At 73.3% G+C, this 20,122-nt stretch carries 9 protein-coding genes and 1 pseudogene; 6 read left to right on the plus strand and 4 right to left on the minus strand.

Annotated features, from left to right (window positions below; genetic code table 11):
- Positions 1-81 precede the first annotated feature (81 nt).
- Entirely contained in the window at positions 82-5,019 is a 4,938-nt protein-coding gene (locus tag ACIBVL_RS21165; RefSeq protein ID WP_399098753.1) for an NACHT domain-containing protein, read from the plus strand.
- Here ACIBVL_RS21165 and ACIBVL_RS21170 read toward each other — a convergent pair.
- Positions 5,004-5,642: a hypothetical protein gene (locus ACIBVL_RS21170; RefSeq protein WP_399098754.1), complete on the minus strand. Its 639-nt coding sequence runs from the start codon at positions 5,640-5,642 to the stop codon at positions 5,004-5,006. The two genes, ACIBVL_RS21165 and ACIBVL_RS21170, sit on opposite strands and share 16 nt — an antisense overlap.
- Before the next feature lie 145 nt (positions 5,643-5,787).
- On the opposite strand from ACIBVL_RS21170, the gene ACIBVL_RS21175 reads away from it, so the two are divergent.
- The 4 genes and pseudogenes from ACIBVL_RS21175 to ACIBVL_RS21190 form a co-directional block, all read left to right on the plus strand.
- The gene (locus ACIBVL_RS21175; RefSeq protein ID WP_399098755.1) at positions 5,788-7,167 is read left to right on the plus strand and encodes a hypothetical protein; all 1,380 of its coding nucleotides are present in this window, start codon (positions 5,788-5,790) and stop codon (positions 7,165-7,167) included.
- The gene (locus tag ACIBVL_RS21180; protein WP_399098756.1) at positions 7,168-9,732 is read left to right on the plus strand and encodes a tetratricopeptide repeat protein; all 2,565 of its coding nucleotides are present in this window, start codon (positions 7,168-7,170) and stop codon (positions 9,730-9,732) included.
- On the plus strand, positions 9,729-14,768 hold the full coding sequence (locus ACIBVL_RS21185; RefSeq protein WP_399098757.1) for a hypothetical protein: 5,040 nt from the start codon (positions 9,729-9,731) through the stop codon (positions 14,766-14,768). Before ACIBVL_RS21180 ends, ACIBVL_RS21185 begins: the two co-directional genes overlap by 4 nt.
- A 241-nt stretch (positions 14,769-15,009) precedes the next feature.
- Positions 15,010-15,366: pseudogene (locus ACIBVL_RS21190) on the plus strand (ATP-binding cassette domain-containing protein); the annotation flags it as partial.
- A 71-nt stretch (positions 15,367-15,437) separates the two neighbouring features.
- Here the strand turns inward: ACIBVL_RS21190 and ACIBVL_RS21195 are convergent.
- From ACIBVL_RS21195 to ACIBVL_RS21205, 3 genes are read right to left on the minus strand one after another with little or no spacing between them, the layout of a single operon-like run.
- On the minus strand, positions 15,438-16,310 hold the full coding sequence (locus ACIBVL_RS21195) for a class I SAM-dependent methyltransferase (RefSeq protein WP_399098758.1): 873 nt from the start codon (positions 16,308-16,310) through the stop codon (positions 15,438-15,440).
- Between the two features lie 45 nt (positions 16,311-16,355).
- A complete protein-coding gene (locus ACIBVL_RS21200) occupies positions 16,356-17,717 on the minus strand; it encodes a 6-phospho-beta-glucosidase (RefSeq protein WP_399098759.1) in 1,362 nt (453 codons plus the stop codon).
- Between the two features lie 16 nt (positions 17,718-17,733).
- Complete coding sequence (locus ACIBVL_RS21205; RefSeq protein WP_399098760.1) at positions 17,734-18,486, minus strand: DeoR/GlpR family DNA-binding transcription regulator; 753 nt, start codon at positions 18,484-18,486, stop codon at positions 17,734-17,736.
- A gap of 358 nt (positions 18,487-18,844) precedes the next feature.
- Between ACIBVL_RS21205 and ACIBVL_RS21210 the strand changes: the two genes are divergently transcribed.
- A complete protein-coding gene (locus tag ACIBVL_RS21210; RefSeq protein ID WP_399098761.1) occupies positions 18,845-20,122 on the plus strand; it encodes an extracellular solute-binding protein in 1,278 nt (425 codons plus the stop codon).

Here is a 20,122-nt window from a genome sequence, read left to right on the forward strand (position 1 = left end):
ACGGGATCCCGGTGCCCGGCCGACGCCCGTCTGACAGACTGATGTGCCGTCAGCAACAGCCTGGGCCAGGGGGAAGGCGCGGTGGACAACGAGGACGGCATCGGGCGGCTGTTCGACGACGAAGCGGCTTCCCGGGCGCTGCGGCAGTGGGCCGAACGCGGACGACACGGCGGCACCGTCCAGCCGCACGTCCCGCCGTGGCGGCCCTCCGGGACGAGTGCCAGTGGCGCCCTGCTGACCGCGGTCCTGGTCACCCCCGACTGGGGCGCCGTGGTGGTCAAGGTGTCCGCCTTCCACGGTCAGGACGAGGGACGGGCCCACGCCCAGGCCGAGCGGACGGCGGGCGGCCGGATCGCTCCGCTCCTCGACACCTGGCCGGTGGACGACGGACGGATCCTGACCTTCCAGTCCCCGGCGGGCAACAGCCTGAACGAGGTGAGGACGGCGGCCGGCCTGAAGGCGGACGAACTCCCGCAGCTCTGCGCGTATGTGACACGGTGGCTCCTGACGGAGTGGAACGACGGCCTGGGTGGCGTGCGGCCCGAGATGGATTCCGCCACCGAGCTCCTGCGCGGCGAACTCGGCGCACTCGTCTCCGGGGGCGGCTCGGCCCTCGCCTACGGCTCACGCGTCGAAGGCCTGGCGCCGAACACCGCCTGGATCGACATCGACGGAGCGGATCTGCCGAACCCGCTGGCACTGGCCACCGGCGGCACGGGACTGCCCGACCCGGCCCTGCCCGTCATACGCGGGCGGGCACACGGCGACCTCCACCTGAACAACATCATGGTGCCGCACCGGGGCGGCCGGCCCCGCCACCAGGACTTCCAGCTCATCGACCCCGCCACGTACTCGGAGACCGCCCCGCTCGCGCGGGACGTGGTCATGCTGCTCCTGTCCGCGCTGGCCCCGCAGATCACGGCCCGCTCGGCCGGGGACGGCGACGCCCTGCTGCGGTATCTGGTGAACGAGCGGGACGAACTGCTGGATCACATCGCGCCCGCGACGAGCCGCCTGGTGACAGCGGTGCGCGAGGTGTGCCGGGACGCCGCCGGGGCAGGCTGGTACGACATCTGGACCCACCACTACCTGCTCTCCCTGATCGCCACGGGGCTGCGGTTCACCACGTACGACGACGTGGGAGACGACGGACGATGGTGGTTCTTCCGGCTGGCCGCGCACGCCGCGGACGCCCTCCTCGCCCCGCACCGAACCGGTCCCTGCCCGGCCGGACGCGCCGTCACCGCACCCGCTCCCGGTGGCCGCGGCCGAACGAGCCACGCCGCACCCGTCCCCGACGCCACCGGGCAGCCCGCCGAACTCCGCCGGCTCGAGGCCTACAGCCGTACGGCCGTCGCGGCCGCGGGACACCAGGGCGGCTCCGGTGCCGACGCGCAGCCGCTGGACCTGGCCGCGCTCGCCGTGCCCAGGGATGTGGAATGGTCGCTCCTCGGCCTGCTGGACAAGGGCGGGTCGGCATGTGTGACCGGCCCGCCCGGTACCGGCAAGACCACGCTGCTGTGGCGGCTCCACCGCCGGCTAGCCGCCCACCCCGAGGGTCCGCGGCCGTACTTCCTGCGGGCCGGCGACCTCTGGAACACCACGTCCGGCGCCGGGCTCACCCTGGAGACGGTACGCGCCGCCTGCCGCCTCCTGCCCGGCCCGGCGGTCCTCCTCTTCGACACCGCCGACCTGCTGGTCTCCGACACCTCCGGCCTGATCCTGGTGCAGGAACTCCTCAGCACCGCCGCCGAGTACTCCGTACGGGTCCTGATGACCTGCCGCGAAGGGGAGGCGCGCGTCCTGCGGCCGTACGTACGGGACTTCGAGCTCGAATGGAAGCAGCTCGGCCCGTACAGCCCGCGGGAACAGGAAGCTGCGATCCGCTCGCACGCCCGGTACTTCTACGCCGGACAGCCCGAGGTCTCCGTGCCCGAGGTCTGCCGCACGGTCGCGAACGCGGCGGTGCGAGGCCTGCCGATGCGCGAGGTGTGCCGGGCTCCCCTCACCCTGCGCATGCTGTTCGAGACCTTCGCGCCCCAGCCGCCCCTGGTCGAGGAGATCGACGCCACGCGGCTGTACGACCTGTACTGGGCCCACCGCGTGGGCCGCGACCAGCGCGCCGGAGAGGGCCCGCTGCCCGGCGCGGCGCGTCCGTCCGACCTGTCCGAGGCCGGCGAGGCCGTGGCCCGGGTGATGCTCGAAGAAGGCCGGCTCGACCTCTCGGCGACGGAGGTGGGCGCCGGTCTGCACGGTGCGTCCCGGCCGGCGGACGGCCTCGAGGGGCTCGTGGCGCGCGGCGTGGTCGAGCGGCTCGGGTCCGGTGCCGCGGAGCGCTACGCCTACTTCCACCAGACCCTGTTCGAGTACGCGGCCGGCCGCAGGCTCGCCCGTGCCGCCACGCCCGAGGGCTCGTCCCACCTCGGTCAGCTGCTCGACTGGCTGAAGCGCCACCCCGACGACCAGTTCCGGCTCGCGGTGGCGGAACAGGCCCTCGTCCAGGCGGGCCGCGCGAGCGGCCGGCCCGCCCAGGCATGCACCGCGCTGCTCACCCGGCTGCTCGCCGAGACCTGGGACGGCCGGCCCGAACTGCACGGGCTGCGGGCCATGGTGATGCGCGTCTACGCCCGGTTGCCCCGCCCCGACCACGAACTGAGAGAGCAGTTCAGGCCGGCGATCGAGGAACTGTCTCCCGTCCTGGGCAGGATCTATCTGGAGGCACTGCCCACGAGCTGCCGCCATGACCCGGCCCGGATCGTCGAAGAGCTGCTGCGCATCTGGCGCGGCGGACACGACGAACTGAAGAAGCCGCTGCTCGGCGCCCTGAGCTGGCTCGCGGAGAGCATGCCCGACAGCGTGATCTCCGTCATCGACCAGACCTGCTCCTCCCCTGCGCGGGGCACCGGTGCCTGCCGCGGCGAGCACTGCGCTCCCCGGGAGTGCCTGTGGGCCTGGCTGCTGACCCTCCACCCGTCGGAGATCCACAACTTCCTGACGGTGCTGGAGGCGCTCGCGCCGAAGCGGCCCGACTGGGTGTGGCCGCGGCTGCGCGCGCTCATGACGGACCCGCGCCGCGACCTGAAACCGATGGCCCGCTGTCTGCGGCTGGCGTCCCGCCGGCTGGACTGGCCGGAGCGGCCCTACTCCGCCGTACGGCCCGTCGTCCGCCACCGTTGGAGCCGTACCCGCCCGGCCAACAAGAACGGCATCGAACTCCAGGCGGCCCTCGGGACGTTGATGGCGAGCAACTGGCTGACCCACCCTCAGCCGCCCTCACCGGCGGCCGTTCTCACCGCTGCCGCCCGGCGCCCCGAAGAGCCGATGTCGTACCCGCAGGTGCGCGCCGTGGGGGAGCTGGCGCTCCAGGCGTCCTCCGAAGAGGTCCGGCATCTGCTCGACGTGGTGGCGGACGTGGCCCGTCCCGCGTCCATGCCCTTGCTCAGCGACGGTCTGCTGGTACCCCTCCTCACCGCCGCCCGGGCAGCCGCGGACACGATCGGCGGTGACACGGGGCCGAGCCGTCCCGCCGGGGCGGAGCCCGCCGCCACGGTCGCGGTCCGCGACTGGCTGGCCCGGCATCTGCGGGCCCTCGACCGCCCCGCCCCCCACGACTGCGCCCACCGGCTCGCGGTGCACACCTGGAGCCGCGGTCTCGACACGGCCACCACGGCCGAGCTCGTCGCCGCGGCCTGGCCGCAGGACGCCCCCGGTTCGGGCCCCAGCGGTGACGAGCCGGGAGCGGAGGAGAGACTGCGCCGGATCTGGCTGGGCGCCGCGGCCGGCGACGATGCCGCCGAGCGGCTCGGCCGCCGCCCACAGGCCGTCGACCTGCTGGTCGCCGCCGCGGCGTCCGGGCACCCCGACGCACGCCGAGCCCTGCGGCTGTGGCGGGCCGACCGGGCGAGTGCGGGCGACGTCAAGGGCCTCCGCCGCGGGCAGGGCGTGACGGACGCGGACGCGGACATCTCGCGCTCCCTGCAACGGCTGGTGCCCGAACACCCCGAACTGCTCGACGAGTTGTTCGCGGGGGGAGTCATCGACCCCCGGCTGGACCCCGGCTGGCTGAACGAGGCCCTCGGGCGAACCGGAGCGGACGTCGACCGGCGGCTCACCGCCGCGCTGCGCCGCCACGCCGGCACGCTGGAGCGGCTGTGCGACCTGACCTGGACCCGCGACTACGGTTCGACGGTCGCCCAGAAGTCCTTCCACCTGCGCGGCAAACTCGTCGCCCGCGACGTCCTTGGGCCCCCGACCGCCGCCCGGCTCGGCGAACTCCTCGCCGTGTTGGGTCATCCGCGTGACCTCACCGCCGCGCTGCTGCTGGTCGAAACCGTCATCGACCACAGCCCCAACGGCTCGCTCGGAACACCGGAATGGCACCGACTGGAGGCCGCACTGGGTGCCTTCACCCGGAGCGCGGACCCGGCGGGCCGTGCCGGGCCGGGCAGGCAGCGGCACGACGACGTCCAGGCGGTGGCCCGCCGGTGCCTGATGGGTCTGGTGTGCCGGCACCACGCACTGGACACCCCGGCGCGCGTCGCCCGGGCCCGCGCGAGCGCGCTGCGCCACCTCGCGGAGGTCCGGCAGGTTGACGACGTGACCGTGCTCGGGCGGTTCGTCGAACGCCTCACCGACACCGCGCCGCAGGTCGCCGTCGAGGTGGTCAACGCGGCCGCCGCCACCCTGCGCGTCCTGCCCACGGGCCAGGTGATGTCCCTGACCCGCCGCTGGTACCGCCCGGTCTCCCGGCTCGTCGAACGGGCCACGACCGACCAGTGGAAGGCGCTCGTCGAGGGTTCCTGGGAAGGCCCCCAGGAACTCCTGCGCCTGCTGATCCGGGCCGGCATCCGCAAACGCACCGACGATCCGGCGGCGTACCCGCTCTCGATCGCCGACACCAGCGCATGGCCCGACATGGTCCGGGAGACCGTACGCATCGGCAGCCTCCTCCGTACCGAGGGCAGCCGCAGGCGCTGGCTGCCGGACCGGCCGGATCCGGCCGGTCACGAGGTGCGGTAGGTGAGGCCCGGGTCGAAGGGTTCGAACGTGCCCTCGGTGAAGGACAGCATGTAGTGGCCCGGTTCCCGGGTCAGTGCCCTGCGGCGGTCGAGGATCAGCAGCTGGCGGACGATCGACACCTCCGCCTCCAGCGCCACCTCCACCTCCCGGATCCCGGGCGGCCGCCGCACCAGGACGTGGAGCACACGGCCGTGCGGCACGAGTTCCTCCTCGCCGTCGGCAGGGGTGAAGTCCCAGAGAACCCGGTTGCGACCCAGCCCCTGGGTGAACACGGTGTCCGTGCTCGTGGCGTCGGAGTTGTCGTGGGACGGCGCCAGATACACGGCGAGAACGTCGGGGTGCCGGAAGGCGGCGGCAACCCGCAGGCTGGTGTAGCGGCTGCCCCCGCCCAGCCGGTCCAGGTCGCAGGGGAAGGTGACGAACGAGTAGGCCCACCGGTCCCGGTCGACCTGGTGGGGAAGACGGGCCAGTGTCTCCCGGTCGGCGTCCATGACCGTGGCGCGGCCGAACGCGATCGCCGTCTCCAGCCGCCAACGGCGGTCGGCGGCACCCATGACGGCGTCCTCGGAGTACAGCTCGATGCGGCCGGCCGTTTCCCGGGACGTCCCTGACTCCTCGCCCATGCCCCGACTCCCTTCCCCACCGGCAGATCACGACCGGGCGAGCGGCAGCCTAGCGCGGCCCCGCGCTCCCGTCGCGACCGTGATGTCCCGCCGGTACCGATCTGCCACACTGAGGGACCTGGGCACCGGTTCGTGCGGAGGTGGCGTGGACGGAGGGCGGGCCGACGGCGCGGCCGACCGGCGCCTGGCCGGCTTTCTGGGAGCGGACGCCGCCCGGGGCCTGGCCCGGTGGGAGCGCTCGGAGGGCTGGGGGGCGTTCCTGCCGGCCGATCCGTGGACGTCCCGCGGTTTCACCGACGCCTTCGTCGCCTCCCTCCTCCTGCGTCCGCCGGACGGCGGGGACGACCTGAACGTGGTGGCCAAGGTCGTCCCGCCGGACAACCGGCGTGAACAAGAGGCCCACCGGCGGGCTTTGACCGACGCGGCCGACCAAGGCAGGCCCGCCGCCGCGGAGTTCGCCCGCAGCCACCTGGTGGGGCTGGTCGACGTCGATGCCGTCCCCACGCCCGCGGGCCGGTCGGTCTACTTCCAGCATCTCGCCGGGGGAACCGCGCTCTGCCGGCCTCTGGCCGACCTCGACCCCTCCCTGCAGGCCGACGACCTGGTCGACACCTGCCTCGCGGTGGCCCGCGCGGTGGCGGCCGACTGGAACGGACCCGTGCGCCACACGAAAACCCGCGTCGCGGCCTTCCTGGACGGGGAGTTACGCGAACCGCTCAGCGGGACCGGCTCGGTGGACCACTGGACGGCGCTCGCCGGGCTCTCCGACCCCGGCACCCGCCGGATCGTCACCTCGCAGGACCCCGAACCGCTGCCCAACCCGCTGCCCGCCGCCTTCCGGCACCCCTCCCTGAGCGGCCGGACCCTCGACGTCCTGACCGGCTTCGTCCACGGGGACCTGCACCTGGGCAACGTCCTGGTGGTGCGGGACGGGCGGGGCGTGCGCCCCGAGACCTTCCGGCTCATCGACCTGTCGACCTATCGCTCCACCGGACCCCGCGTCCGTGACCAGGTCCAGCTGCTGCTGTCCGCCCTGGCCCTGCTCTGGCCCGATCTCTCCGACCTGCACCGGGACTTCCTGCTGACGGACCTGCTCCGTCCGGAGGCCTCCCTCCACCCACGGCAGGATCCCCTGGTCGCCCGGCTGATCGCGGGGATGCACAGCGCCACCTGGGACCTCGTGCAGCCCAAGGGCTTCGGCGACACCTGGCTGCGCCAGTACGCGCTGGCGCTCCAGGCCGCGGCCCTGCGCTTCACCACCTTCACCAGCCTCTCCCCGGCACTGCGGTGGTGGCTCCTGCGCCTGGCCTGCCGGGCCGCCGGGCGCTGGTACGAGCTCGCCGGGGCGGACTGCGGCGACGAGCGGCCGAGGACCCTCGTGAACCCGTTCCCGCCACAGCCACCTTCCGGCGCCACGGCCGCGCCACCCGACGACCCGAAACCGGTACGCCCCGTCGCGCTCGGCGGGCGCCTCCTCGGCGAAGTACCCCTCCTGAGGCGCCCCGACGGGGAAGGGAGCCGCTGAGTGGCCCGCTCCGACTCCTACGACGGCGACATCACGCGCCACCGCCTGGCCGGGCTCCTCCACGACGCCTGGAACTCCGGCTCCGCCGACGCCGCCCGCCACCTCGCCGAACTGCCACCCCCGGGTCCGATCGCCCTGCGCTGCCGGTACCGGCACCTGCTGGACGCGACGGCCGGCGGCGCCGTCCTGGAGCCGGTGGACCAAGAGGAGTGGAACCGCTCCCTGACGGTGGAGACCGAGGGCGACACCGCGCTCCGCGAAGGGGACTACGCCCGTGCGCTCGCCCTCTTCGGAGACCTCACCGGCTCCCCGTCCACCGTCACCCGGGTGAACGCCTGGATCGGCGTGGGCGACGCCCACGCCCACCGCGAGGAACCGGAACAGGCCGTCGAGGCGTACGAACGGGCGGTGCGGGCGGCCACGGCGCCCCGGTACCGCTTCGGTGAACTGCGCGCCCGCGTCGGACTCGGACACCTGGCCAGGATCCACCACAGCGCCGGCAAGGCCGTCGAGCAGTTCGAGCGGGCCCTCACCCTGGCCGAGGAACTGAACGACCCCACCTACGCCGGCAACGCGCTGCTGGGGCTCGGCGAGTGCGAGGAGCGCCGGGGGAGACCCGAGTCCGCCCCGGAGCCGTACCGGAAGGCCCACCGTCTGTTCGAGTCCGTCCACGGCGTGACCGGTCAGGCCCACGCGGCGCAGCGGCTCGGCGCCGTCCTGCACCGCCTGGACCGCTTCGACGAGGCGATCACCTGGCTGGTACGGGCGGCACAGCTGTTCGACGAGGGCGACGACCCGGTCGGTGTCACGAACGTCCTCGGTGATCTGGGCGATCTCCTGCTGCGTCTGGGGGATCCCGACAACGCCGAGATCCAGTACCGGGCAGCGCTGACCATCGCCACCGAACACGGGCTGAAGCGGTCCCGGGCGCATGCCCTGCAGGACCTGGCCAGGGTCGCCCGGGCACGGAAGGACTGGGGAGGCGCGGCCGAGGGTTTCGAGCGGGCCTTCACGGCCTACCGCGACCTGGACGACCTGCTCGGCGTGTGCACGGCGTTGGGCCGGCTGGCGGAGGCCCGGGAGGCGCTGGGCGAGGCCGGCCGTGCGCTCGCCGACCGGACCGCCGCCGTCTTCGCCATCGAGGAGTACCGGGCGACGCACCGCGAGGCGGCCGCTCAGCGGGAGTACCGGGCCCGATTCGCCCAGGTGTACTCGGCCGCCCTGCGGGCCGCGGTCGCGGCGGGCGACAGGGCCGCCTTCGCCGTCGTGGCGGAGGCACTGGCCGGCCGCCGGCTGGCCGGGCTCGCCGAGTCCCCGCCGGACGCCGCCGCGCCCGCGCAGGCGGAGTCCACACGTCAGGCCATGGCGCACGCCGACCGCCGCTGGGCCGCCGCCCGGCGGGGCGAGGCCGGCAGGGCCCTGCGTGAGCGGCTCCTGCGCAGGATGAGCGATCTGGGGACCCCTGACGGCCCGCTGGACTCCGCCGAGGCGGCGATCGAGGACGTCCTGGCCGGTGTGTACCTGCCGCCCGACGAGGACGGCGCGGATCTGATCCGCAGCCTGCCGCCGGGCTCCCACACGCTCCAACTCGTCGTGGATCCCGCCGCCCCCGAGGTGGCGCACTGGCTCTGGCTCACCGCCGACGGGCACACGGTGCTGGGCAGCGCCGCGCTTTCCGGGGAGTGCCGGGGCCTGCTGACGGTGCTGCAGGAGGACAGCGACGAACGCAGTGCCCTGCTCCCCCGTCACCTCGCGCCCCTCGCCCGACTCCTTCCCGAAGAGCTGCGTGACCGTCTGGCCGGGCCGGGGGACCACCGGCTCCTCCTCCTGCCCGTCGGCGAACTGTGGCTCGTGCCCTGGGGCGCCGTACCCTTGCGGGACGGACTGGTCCTCGGACAGGCGGCCAGCTTCGCCGTGTGCCCCTCGCTCTTCCTGCAGCGGGCGCTGCGCCGCCGCGGCCCGGCGGGACCCGCGCCCACGCCCGCCCTCTTCTGGCGCAGCCCGGACATCACCCACCACGCACCCGGTCCCGCCCCGGGCGCCGGGCGGGAGCCGGAGTCGGTCCGGGACGCGGGCACGCTCAGGGAGAGCCTGGGGGCGGGCCGCCACACCGTGATCGTGGTCTGCCACGGACGCTTGGTGCCCGGTGTCGGTCACCACCTCGAACTGGACGGGGACAACCGGCTGCTTCCCGAGGACCTCCTGCGGGGCGTCCCCCCGCGCAGGCTCTACCTGATCACCTGCTGGGGAGCCGGGATCCCGGGGTCGGCCATGACCGATCCGATCAGCGTCGCCACCCTCGCCCTGGCCCGTGGCACCGTCGAACTGCTCGCCACCGTCGGGGAGTTCAACGACACCGCGATGGCAGAGGCGTTCGTACGGCAGGTGCTCGACGCATCGGCCGGCGCGGACGTTCCCGTGGCCGACGCCGTCCACCGCGCCGTCGTGGCGGCCTTCGCCCATCCGGACATGTGGAACTGCCCCGTCCGGGAGTGGGGCGCCCTGCTCCCCATCGGCACCTTCCTCGACCCACCCGCCCCGGACCCCGTGGAGGTGACCGCATGACGACCACGGCCCGCGGAAACGGTCCGCACCCTCCCGGGAACGAAGGTGCGGAGCCCCTCGACGACCAGGCGGCGGAGCTCATGGACCTGCTCGACGACGAAGCGGCCGGACGGGCCCTGGTCGACTGGGCCCTTCACGGTGAACACGGCGGGACGGTCCTGCCGACCGCGCCCCGCTGGCGTCCCTCCGGCGAGAGCGCCACCGGGGCACTGCTGACCGCCGTCACCGTCACCCCGGGCGTGGGCGACGTCGTGGTCAAGGTGTGCGCCGCCGACCAGCGGGGCGAGTCCCAGGCCCACGCCCGCGCCGAACGGACCGGCGGCGACCGGATCGCCCGGCAGATGTTCCGGCCCTGGCGGATGGGCGACGGACGGATGCTGACGTTCCAGGCCCCCGCCGCCGGCAGCCTGCGCGACGTCGACACGCTGGCGGCGCTGGCGGTGCCGGACCTCGCGGACGCCTGCGCCCACATCATCCAGTGGCTGCTGACCGGCTGGAACCCCGGACTCGAGAACATCCGCGCCCACCGCAGGACCGCGTCAGCCGTACTCCGGCAAGAGCTCGACGCACTGCTCTCCGACGCGGGTTCGGCACGGGCGTACGGCGCACGGGTCACCGGACTGGACACCACCACCTGCTGGATCGAGGCCGACGGCCTGGTCCTGCCCAACCCCCTGGCCATGGCCCTCGGCGTCCCGGGGATCCCCGACCCGGAGGTGAGCGTCCTGCCCGGACGGGCGCACGGCGACCTGCACCTGCAGAACATCATGGTGCCGCACCGGGACGGACGGGCCCGGCTCGAGGAGTTCCGGCTCATCGACCTGGCGACCTACGCCGAGGACGCCCCGCTCTCCCGCGACGTGGCCACACTGCTGCTCTCCGCCCTGGTTCCCCGGGTGCGCGAGCGACTGCCCGCCGAACAGGAACGCGCCCTGCTCCGCCATCTGGTGGACGCGAACCTGATGGATCCCAAGGCGGACAACCACCTGGCGCGGATCGTGCCGGAGTCGGCGCGCCTGGTGGAGGCGGTCCGGCGGACCTGCGCGGAGATCGTCCCGGAGGGCTGGCGGGACGGCTGGACCGACCAGTTCCTGCTGAGCCTCCAGGCCACCGCCCTGCGCTTCACCACCTACGACAACCTGCTGCCCGCCGGGCGGTGGTGGTTCTTCCGGCTGGCGGCCCACGCCGGCGGCGAACTCCTGCGGCAGCACCGCCTGCCGGTGCCCGACTCAGGTACACCGGTCTCGCCGCCCGGACAGGACTCCCGGGCACGGATGGACACCGCAGCCGGTGGACGGGACACGCGGACCGCGCCGCGCCGAGCACTCGACGCCCTGCTCGCCGTCGACCGGCGTACCGTGCGCGCCCTGGAGGCGGTACTGCCCAGCCTGGAGTCCCCGGAAACCGCGGCCGTACGTCTGTCCGACCTGTACGTGGTCCGCGACGAGCAGCAGGGACTGGTCACCCATCTGCACACCCAGTGGGCGGGGGACGACCGGCGGGCCGTCGCCGTACTGGGCGACCCCGGCAGCGGGAAGAGCTGTGTGCTGTGGGGACTGCGCCAAGCCCTGCTGGCCGAGGGCCGTGCCGTCGTGACGCTCTCGGCGGCGGCCCTGCTCGGCGGCCCCGACCAGCCCCCCGACCTGAGCGTGCCCGAACTGCTGGACGGACTGGAGGCCTACCGGGAGCAGGGGGGCCGGCCCGACTCCCGCCGTCCGCCGGCCCTGCTGCTGGACACCGCCGACCTGCTCCTGCACAACCCCCGCGACCCCGACCTGCTCGTCACCGTCGTCAGGGAGGTCCGCGCCACCGGCGTGGCGGTCGCCCTGGCCTGCCGGTCGGCGGAGGCCCGCATGCTGGAGGAACGGTACGACGACGGTGGCAGGCACCGGATCGCCGAACTGCTGCACAAGCGGCACCTGGGCAGTTACGGGGACGGCCGCCAGGAAGGCGATCGGGGCGTGGGCGACTCCTGGGTGCCCGGCTCGGAACTGGACCGGGCCGTCGACACCCATCTGCGGGTCTTCTGCCGTCCCGCAGACGCACCCGGCCCCCGCCAGAGCGGCGGCGAGCACCCCGTCGCCGAGCTCGATCCGGCCCGCGCCGGACGGATGCGTCACATCCTGGCCTCCGCGGTCGCCCGCGGCCTGCCCCTGGGCGAACTGGTCCGGCATCCGCTCTCCCTGCGCATGATCTTCGACCTGTACGCGCCGACCGGCCCGGGCGACCCCGACCTGGACGCCACCGGGCTGTTCGACGACTACTGGGAGAACCGGATCGTCACCGACACCCGGCACGCGATCGCGGTCACCGGGCCCGACGGACCCGAGGCGGGCCGGGATCTCTCCGACGCCACCCGCGTCCTCGGACTGGCCATGCTCCGCGCGGGCAAACCCGAACTGCCGCGCCCCGACGCCCGCAGAGCCCTGTCCGTCCGCCTCCGGTGCAGGCCCCAGGAGTGCGACACCCTCCTGGCCGTCCTCCTGCGGCGCGGCGTGCTGCGCCGGCTCCACGGCGACAGCATCGCCTTCCACCACCAGGCGTTCGCCGAGTACGCCGCCGGACGGGCCCTGAGCGCCGCCGGACCCGAGGCCCTGGCCCTGGCCGCCGAGAGGGTCGCCCGGCGCCCCGAGGACCTGCTCCTCGCCGAGGCCGTCCGGCACGCCTTCCACACCGCGGACCGTGACGGCGCGTACGACTGGTACCCGGCGCTCGGCGGGCTGCTCGACACCGAGGAGGCGGTGGCCCGGCTGACCGCCCTGCGGATCCACGCCGGTCTGCGCCAACCTCCCGAGGAGGCCGTCGTACAGGGGGCACGGGCCCTCCGCGCCGCCGACCCCGTGGAGACGGTGGCCTATCTGACGGTCCTCAACGGCACCAGCCACCCGGCGGCGTACGCCTGGCCGACGATGCTGCGGACCCTGTGGGACAACGGCGGGGAGGAGATCCGCCGCAGGGTGCTGACCGCCCTCATCCACCTCGCGCGCCAACAGCCGTCGGCCGCGGCCGCGTTCGTCGCGGACATCGGGCTGCTGCGGTTCCCCGACGCCGCGTCCCTCAAGTGCCTGCCGCCCGGTGGAGCCCTGATGCAACTGCTGCTCGCCCTGGACGCGGCCGACCGTGACGCGGTCGCGCGGGGCTGCGACCGTCTCATCCGGGCGGCCGCCCGGTTCCGCGACCGCACGGCCTACGAACGGGCCCTGTACGCCCTGGCGAGGCTCGCCGCCGAGCAGCCCGCCACCTATGCGGGCAGCGCCGCCGGACGCCCCGAGGACCTGGCCCTGCTGCCGCAGCAGAAGCCGTGGGACAGCAGCTTCGACGAACTCGCCGTCGCCGCCGCCGTCGCATGGGCGACCGCCCACGGCGACGGCGGGATTCCGCAGGACGTCCTGACCCGTTGTGCCGGCGCCCTCGTGCGCGGCACCACCACCGTCTCCGACCGGGCCCTGTTGCGCGGCCTCGCCGAACTGCTGCGCACCGCCGACGAGGAGACCGTCCACCAGGTCCTCGACACCGTCGCCGCGGCCGCCGGCACGCCCGCGTCCGCCGCCGACGGCGCCAAGTACCTGCTCGCACCGCTGTTGGCCGCCCCCGGCGACGTCCCCGGCAAGCGCGCGGCCCGCTCATGGTGCCGCACGGGACTGCGTGCCGTCCCCGGCACCGATCTGAAGACCGGGGTGACCGGCATGATCGCCAAAGCGCTCGACACCGACAAGGTGCCGCTGCCCGCCGCCACGGTCGCCGACTGCGTCCACCCCGGTCTCGACCCGGCCGTCCCGCCCCGCCCCGGTGAACTGGCGCACTGGCTGGCCCCGTCCTGGTCCCCGCCCGTGACCGCGGCCGCCGCCGGAGGCGGACATCCGCACGCCCGCCTCGCCCTGGAGCTCACCCTCACCGACGCCGACACCTCCCGCCGTGTCACGACCCGGCTGCGGGAGGCCGTCGCCCGCAGGGCCGCCGACGGATCCGGCCACCTGCTGGCCTGGCTGCGCGCGGACGCCGAGGTCTCCGGACGGTCCGAAGGGCTCAGACGGCTGGCGGAGATGGACCGGGACCTGCTCCGAAGCCGGCTGGACGACCCCGCGTACCTGGACGAACTGCACGCCATCGCGCTGCGTCTGCAGCGGAATCCGGGCCCCGACTGGCTGGCCGGCATGCGGCTGCGCCTCCAGCTCGTCTCCTGGGGCAGGCTCGAGCCGCCGACCGCGCGGGACACCGCCGATCAACTGCGCTTCACCCGGCAGGCCGCGTACCGGCGGCAGATCATGGACTTCACGACGGCGAACCTGCCTCGGGTGGGTGACCTGTGGCGAGCGGAGGATCCGCTGCCCGTCCTCACGCCGGTCCTCGAGGAGATCATGGCGCTGGGCCAGGAGCAGCTGGGCGCGTACGACCCGGGCGACCACCACGCCCGGCAGATCGTTCTCGCGGGCCATGAGGCGTACCTGTTCCTGGTGGCCCTCAACGCCCACTTCGCCGACCTGTCCCCGGCCGGGCTGGGCACCTCACTCGAACGCGCCAGGGGCCTCGCCTTCGCCCCGCTGGAACTGTGTCTGCCGCCCGACGACAAGGAGGCCCTGCCGCACTGCTGGCGACGCCGGCTGCGGCATCTGCCCGCCCTGGCCGTGCGGCTGGCCAAGGCAGGTCACCTCACCGAGGCGCGGGACCTGCTGGACACGGCCGTCCTGACCATGAACCGGGCCGACCCCCGGCCGCAGCAGAAGTGGCGCAACCCCGCCGCCAACACCTGGCGCCCCTATCTGCGCATCCTCAGCCGGACCGAGCGAACCGCCCTGCGGGAAGTCATCCTCGACTACGCCGAGAGGGACGTGTGGATGGGCCGTCACCTGGTCGAGGTGGCCGCTCAGACACTCGGCGACATCTCGCCCGAGCTGTACGCCCTCATGCGCCACCCGCGCACCCCGCCCGTCCTGCTGGAACCCCTGCGCCGTACGGCCTCATGGGCCGGCCGGGGCGACTTCGGGACGCCGTGGCCCGACATCTTCCCCCGGCTGGACGCGCTCGAGCACCGCTGACCACCTGTGAAACGCCGTCGGGCCGGCACCGGCCCTCGTCCAGTGGAACCCACGGCCCCGTGCACATGTGGCGGGGATCACATCGGGGAAAACCCGCGGCCCGGCCCTGGCGTCTAGCCGGTGTGAGATCAGTGAGGGCAACGCTGAGCGAGTTGGACGAGGAGCGTCTCGTCCGGCTGGTGGCGAAAGGCGACCGTGCCGCGTTCGAGGAGTTGTACCGCTCCGTGCTGGGAGCCCATCGATGACCATCGGAAAGGAACACTCCATGACGTCCGCGGTGAGCGCGGCCGACATCGCACCGACGGCCTACGCCTGGGAGATCCAGGCCACCGGGCTGAAGGTCGGGGTCGGCAGGAAACGGATGGCCGTCGACGGCCTCGACCTGTCGCTGGGCACCGGCGTCCACGGACTCCTCGGACCCAACGGGGCGGGCAGGACCACCCTCATCCGGGCTCTGGCCACCGTGCTGCGCCCCACCTAGGGCACCCTGGAACTGCTCGGCGAGTCCGTGGGCAGCAGGGGCGAGCACCGTGCGCTGCGCCGTCGGATCGGCTACCTGCCACAGGAGTTCGGCTACTACAAACGCTTCACAGTGCGTCGCGGGGACCGAGACGGTGACCGGGCCGCGCCACCGGATCGCGCCACGGCCGTGACGCACCTCGCCCTCGGTCAGGACTCCACGCCGGTCGTCCACCCCGGGTGACCGGCCCCGGGCCCGGGCGCCCGCGCGAGCAGCGAGTACAGGATCGGCAGGTGGGAGTCGCCGAAGGGGAGCCGGTAGCGGCCGTCCTCGCCCTGGTGGAGGATGCCGCGGGGGTCGAATTCGGCGGCGACGTGTTCGCCCAGGTGCTTGGTCGTGAGGCCGGCGTCCGCGGCCGCGGTGACGATCTCGCCGAGCGAGTACGGGTACTGGACGGTCTCCTGGGCCGGCGTCGTCAGGTCGCGATCGGCGTAGGTGCCGGTGACCGTCTCGCGCTGCGGCTCGCCCCCGCCGTAGGGCCAGTCGACCACCAGCGGATCGAGGGCGGCGACCGACTGGAACGCCGGATGAATGTCCACGAGCAGCAGGCTCCCGCCCGGCCTCAGGGCCATCGCCGCACCGCGCATCCACGCCTTGACGTCGGCGATCCAGCACAGGACCCCGTACGTGGCGACGACCAGGTCGAAGCCGCCCTCGAGGTGCGCGGGCAGCCGCTGGGTGTCGGCCTCGACGAAGGTGGCCGCGAGACCGGCCCGTGCGGCCAGCAGCCGGGCCCGCTCGACGGCCGCCGGTGAGAAGTCGACTCCGGTGACCCGGGCGCCCAGACGCGCCCAGTTCAGCGTGTCCATGCCGAAGTGGCACTGCAGGTGGAGGAGGTCCTTGCCGGCCACGTCGCCCGCGAGTTCGCGTTCGAGCGAATAGAGCGTCTGTCGGCCGGCGAGGAACGACTCGACGTCGTAGAAGCGGTCGGCGGGGGTCGTACCGTGGACGCGGGCCCGCAGGTCCCACAGGGCACGGTTCAGCGAGAGGCCGTCCTCGGCGCTCGGCATGGTGTCGGACATGCGCCGAGAATGGCACACGGTCCTGTCGCCCGGGGGCTTCGGACGTCAGCCGCCCAGATAGGCGAGTTCGGGGAAGTGCCGCTGGTACGCGTCGAGCAGGCGCTTGGCGACGGCGTACGAGTCGATCAGCGGGTGGATGGTCAGGGCTCTGACCGCTTGGGCGCGTTCGCCGGTCGTGGCGGCCCGGATCACCGCGCGTTCGACGGCCTTGACCGAGCACACCAGGCCCGTGCCGTGGTCGGGCAGCGGGGCTCCGGCGATGGGATGGGCGCCGTTGGCGTCCACGTGGCAGGGGACCTCGACGACGGCGGCGTCGTCGAGGACGGGGATCCGGCCGCGGCCCCGGACATTGAGGATGAGCGTGGCGCGCTCGTCCAGGGCGATGGCCCGCATGAGGGCGAGGGCCACCTGCTCGTAGCCGCCGGACTCCAGATCGCAGGAGTCGCGGTCCCCCATGCCGACGGCGTCGCGGTTCTCGGCCATGTAGGTGACCTCGCGCTCCAGTCGGGTGGCGTCCCAGGCGTCCCAGGCGGCGCGGGGCGCCGGCGCGGAGCCGCCGACGGCGCTCAGGGAGTCGTAGAAGCGCTGCTGCTGGGAATGGAGGAAGGCGCCCCGGGTCTGCTCGGCGGCCCCCGCCGAGCGCACCGACTCGCGGCCGAAGTAGTAGTAGTGCAGGTACTCGTTGGGCAGCGCCCCGAGGGTGCGCAGCAGGTCGGCACCGAAGAGCTTGCCCTCTTCGAACGAGGTCAGCGTGGTCTCGTCGGCGAGCAGGGACGGCAGCAGGTCACGGCCCTCGGCGTACAGGCCGCGCAGCCAGCCCAGGTGGTTGAGGCCGACGTAGTCCAGGCGGACGTGCGCCGGGTCGACGCCGAGCGCCCCGGCCACCCGGCGGCCCAGGCCCACCGGGGAGTCGCAGATCCCGATCACCCGGTCACCGAGGTGCGCGGTCATCGCCTCGGTCACCATGCCGGCGGGATTGGTGAAGTTGATGACCCAGGCGTCGGGCGCCAGGGCGGCGATGCGGCGGGCGATCGCGACCGCCACCGGGATGGTGCGCAGTCCGAAGGAGATGCCGCCCGCGCCGACGGTCTCCTGGCCCAGTACGCCTTCCTCGAGGGCGATGCGTTCGTCCGCCGCCCGGCCGGCGAGCCCGCCGACGCGGATCGCGGAGAACACGAAGTCCGCTCCGGTGACCGCCTCGTCCAGATCGGTGGTGGCGGTGACCTTCGGCGGGTCGGGATACCCGGCCGCCTGGTCGGCGAGGACCTTGCGAATGGTCGCCAGCCGGGAGGCGTCCAGGTCGTACAGGGTCACCTCGGTGACGCGTCCCTCGCCGCGGTCGCCGAGCAGCGCCCGGTAGACCAGCGGGACGCGGAAGCCCCCGCCGCCCAGGATCGTCAGTCTCATCCTTCGACCACCTCGCTCATACCTCGACCACCTCGACTCCCGCCTCACGCAGCCGGTTGCAGGTCTTCTCGTCGCCCGGTGCGTTGGTCACCACGACGTCGAGGTCCTCGGGGCCGCACACCCGGGCCATTCCGGTGCCCGGGAACTTGCCCGCGTCCGCCAGCAGGACCACCTGGGCGCTCGCGGCGATCATCGCCCTTTTTACGGGGACCTCGACGGCGGTGGTGTCCAGCACCTGTCCGTCGGGGCGGACCCCGCTGGTGCCGAGGAACAGCCGGTCGGCGTGGACCTGGCGCAGGTTGTCCTCGGTGAGGAAGCCGACCAGCGAACGGTAGTCGCGCCGCACCACGCCGCCCAGCAGGATCAGCTGGACGTCCTTGTCGTCCTGGAGTTCCTCGTAGACGGCCAGATTGCTGGTGATCACGGTCAGGGAACGGCCGTGGAGATGGCGGGCGACCCGGTGAGCGGTGGTGCCGATGTCGAGCAGCACGGTCTCGCCGTCCCTGACGAGGTTTGCGCACCAGGCGGCCAGGGAGTCCTTCGCCTCGACGCGGACGGCCGCCACATCGGCGAACGGGTCGTCCTCGCCCACGACGGGGGCGGCACCGCCGTAGACCCGCTTGAGCAGTCCCTCTTCCTCGAGTTGCACGAGGTCGCGCCGGATCGTGGCCTGGCTCGCCCCGACCTGCTCGGCCAGGGCGACCACGGTGGTGGGCCCGTCCGCGCGCAGGGCGCGCAGGATCAGCTGATGTCTTCGGTCAGGGAGCATGCCGCTGACCATACTCGCGATCTCGCCAAACTCAAGCAAAGTCGCGCATGAATGTCTCGATACCTGCTTGACCCTTGTCAAACCCGCGCACCGGGTGCACTCTCTTGCGTAATTCGGAGCCAGGTCCGGACCCCACTCCGGTCGGCCGAAGCGGATGAACGGCAAGTTCCGCCGTCACGGACGCGTCGGCACCGTCTGAGAGGACCAGGTCACAAGCCCCGGGTGGCTGAAGGGTTACCACCCACGCCGATGCTCTTCAGCCACCCGGTCCCGCCGCGCCCCCGCCGCGGCCCACCACGCACAGGTCCTGCCGGACATGCCGGACACGCCCGACCCCGCCGAAATCTAGGAGAAGATCGTGGACCTTTCCCGCAGACGATTCCTTCAGGCCGCCGTACTGACGGCCGCCGCGGCCGGCGCCACCGCTGCGTGCGGCGGCGGCTCCGGATCGAGCGGCAGCAAGGACAGCAAGAACCTGACCCTCTGGTACTGGTCCGGCGGACTGAGCGACAAGGTCGTGGCGGACGCCAAGAAGCACTTCTCCGACATCACCCTCAAGACCTCCGTGGTCGGCGGCGACTTCAAGACCAAGCTGCTCACCGGCCTGCGGGCCGCCCAGTCCGCCCCGGACATCACCGGCATCAAGGGCGAGGACATCGCCTCCTTCCTGCCCAACGCCAACCGCTTCGTCGACTTGAACACCGTGGGCGCGGACAAGCTGGCCCCGGAGTACCTGTCGTGGAAGCTGAAGCAGGCCACCACCCAGGACGGCAAGCTCATCGGCTTCCCGATCGACATCGGCCCCTGCGCCACGTTCTACCGCGAGGACCTCTTCGAGAAGGCGGGGCTGCCCACCGACCCGGCCAAGGTCTCCGCCCAGCTCTCGACCTGGGAGGACTACTTCAAGGCGGGCGTCGAGCTGCACAAGGCCCTGCCCAAGACCTATCTGATCAACAACATCGGCTCGGTGTTCTCGATGATCATCGGCCAGGGCACCCAGCGGTTCATCGACGAGGACAACAAGTTCATCGGCGACCAGGACCACATCCGTACCGCCTGGACCACCGCCGTGAAGCCCTACACCCTCGGCATCGACGCCAAGATCAACGACAACACCTGGAACGCGGCCATCAGCGGCGGCACCCTGGGCACCGAGATCGGCGCCGCCTGGCACGCGCTGGACATCAGCAACGCCGCCCCGGGCACCAAGGGCAAGTGGCGGGTGGCGAGCCTGCCCGGCGGGCCGTCCAACCTCGGTGGGTCCTTCCTGGCCATCCCCGCGACCAGCGGCAACCCCGAAGAGGCCTTCAAGATCATCAGCTGGATCCTCAGCCCGGACAACCAGGCCCGCGGCTTCACCGACGCGGCCCTGTTCCCGACCGCCCCGGCCGCGTACAAGCTGCCGGCCCTGACCGGCGGCGACGCCTTCTTCGGCGGCCAGAAGACCATCGAGATCTTCGGTCCGGCGGCGGAGAAGATCCCCACCGCCTACGAGGCCCCGGCCGACGCCGCGGTCTCCGCGCCCTACTTCAGCGAGCTGACCAGCATCGAGGCCAAGGGCAAGGACCCCGACGAGGCCTGGAAGGACGCGGTCAGCCAGGCCAAGCAGATCGCCCAGCGGCAGGGAGTGAAGTGA

The organism is Streptomyces sp. NPDC049687 (assembly GCF_044465285.1).
GTDB lineage: Bacteria > Actinomycetota > Actinomycetes > Streptomycetales > Streptomycetaceae > Streptomyces.

Coding starts and splice junctions, on each gene's coding strand:
- ACIBVL_RS21200 (WP_399098759.1), bottom strand. CDS start 17,717: ATGAGACTGACGATCCTGGGCGGCGGGGGCTTCCGCGTCCCGCTGGTC.
- ACIBVL_RS21185 (WP_399098757.1), top strand. CDS start 9,729: ATGACGACCACGGCCCGCGGAAACGGTCCGCACCCTCCCGGGAACGAA.
- ACIBVL_RS21170 (WP_399098754.1), bottom strand. CDS start 5,642: ATGGGCGAGGAGTCAGGGACGTCCCGGGAAACGGCCGGCCGCATCGAG.
- ACIBVL_RS21195 (WP_399098758.1), bottom strand. CDS start 16,310: ATGTCCGACACCATGCCGAGCGCCGAGGACGGCCTCTCGCTGAACCGT.
- ACIBVL_RS21205 (WP_399098760.1), bottom strand. CDS start 18,486: ATGCTCCCTGACCGAAGACATCAGCTGATCCTGCGCGCCCTGCGCGCG.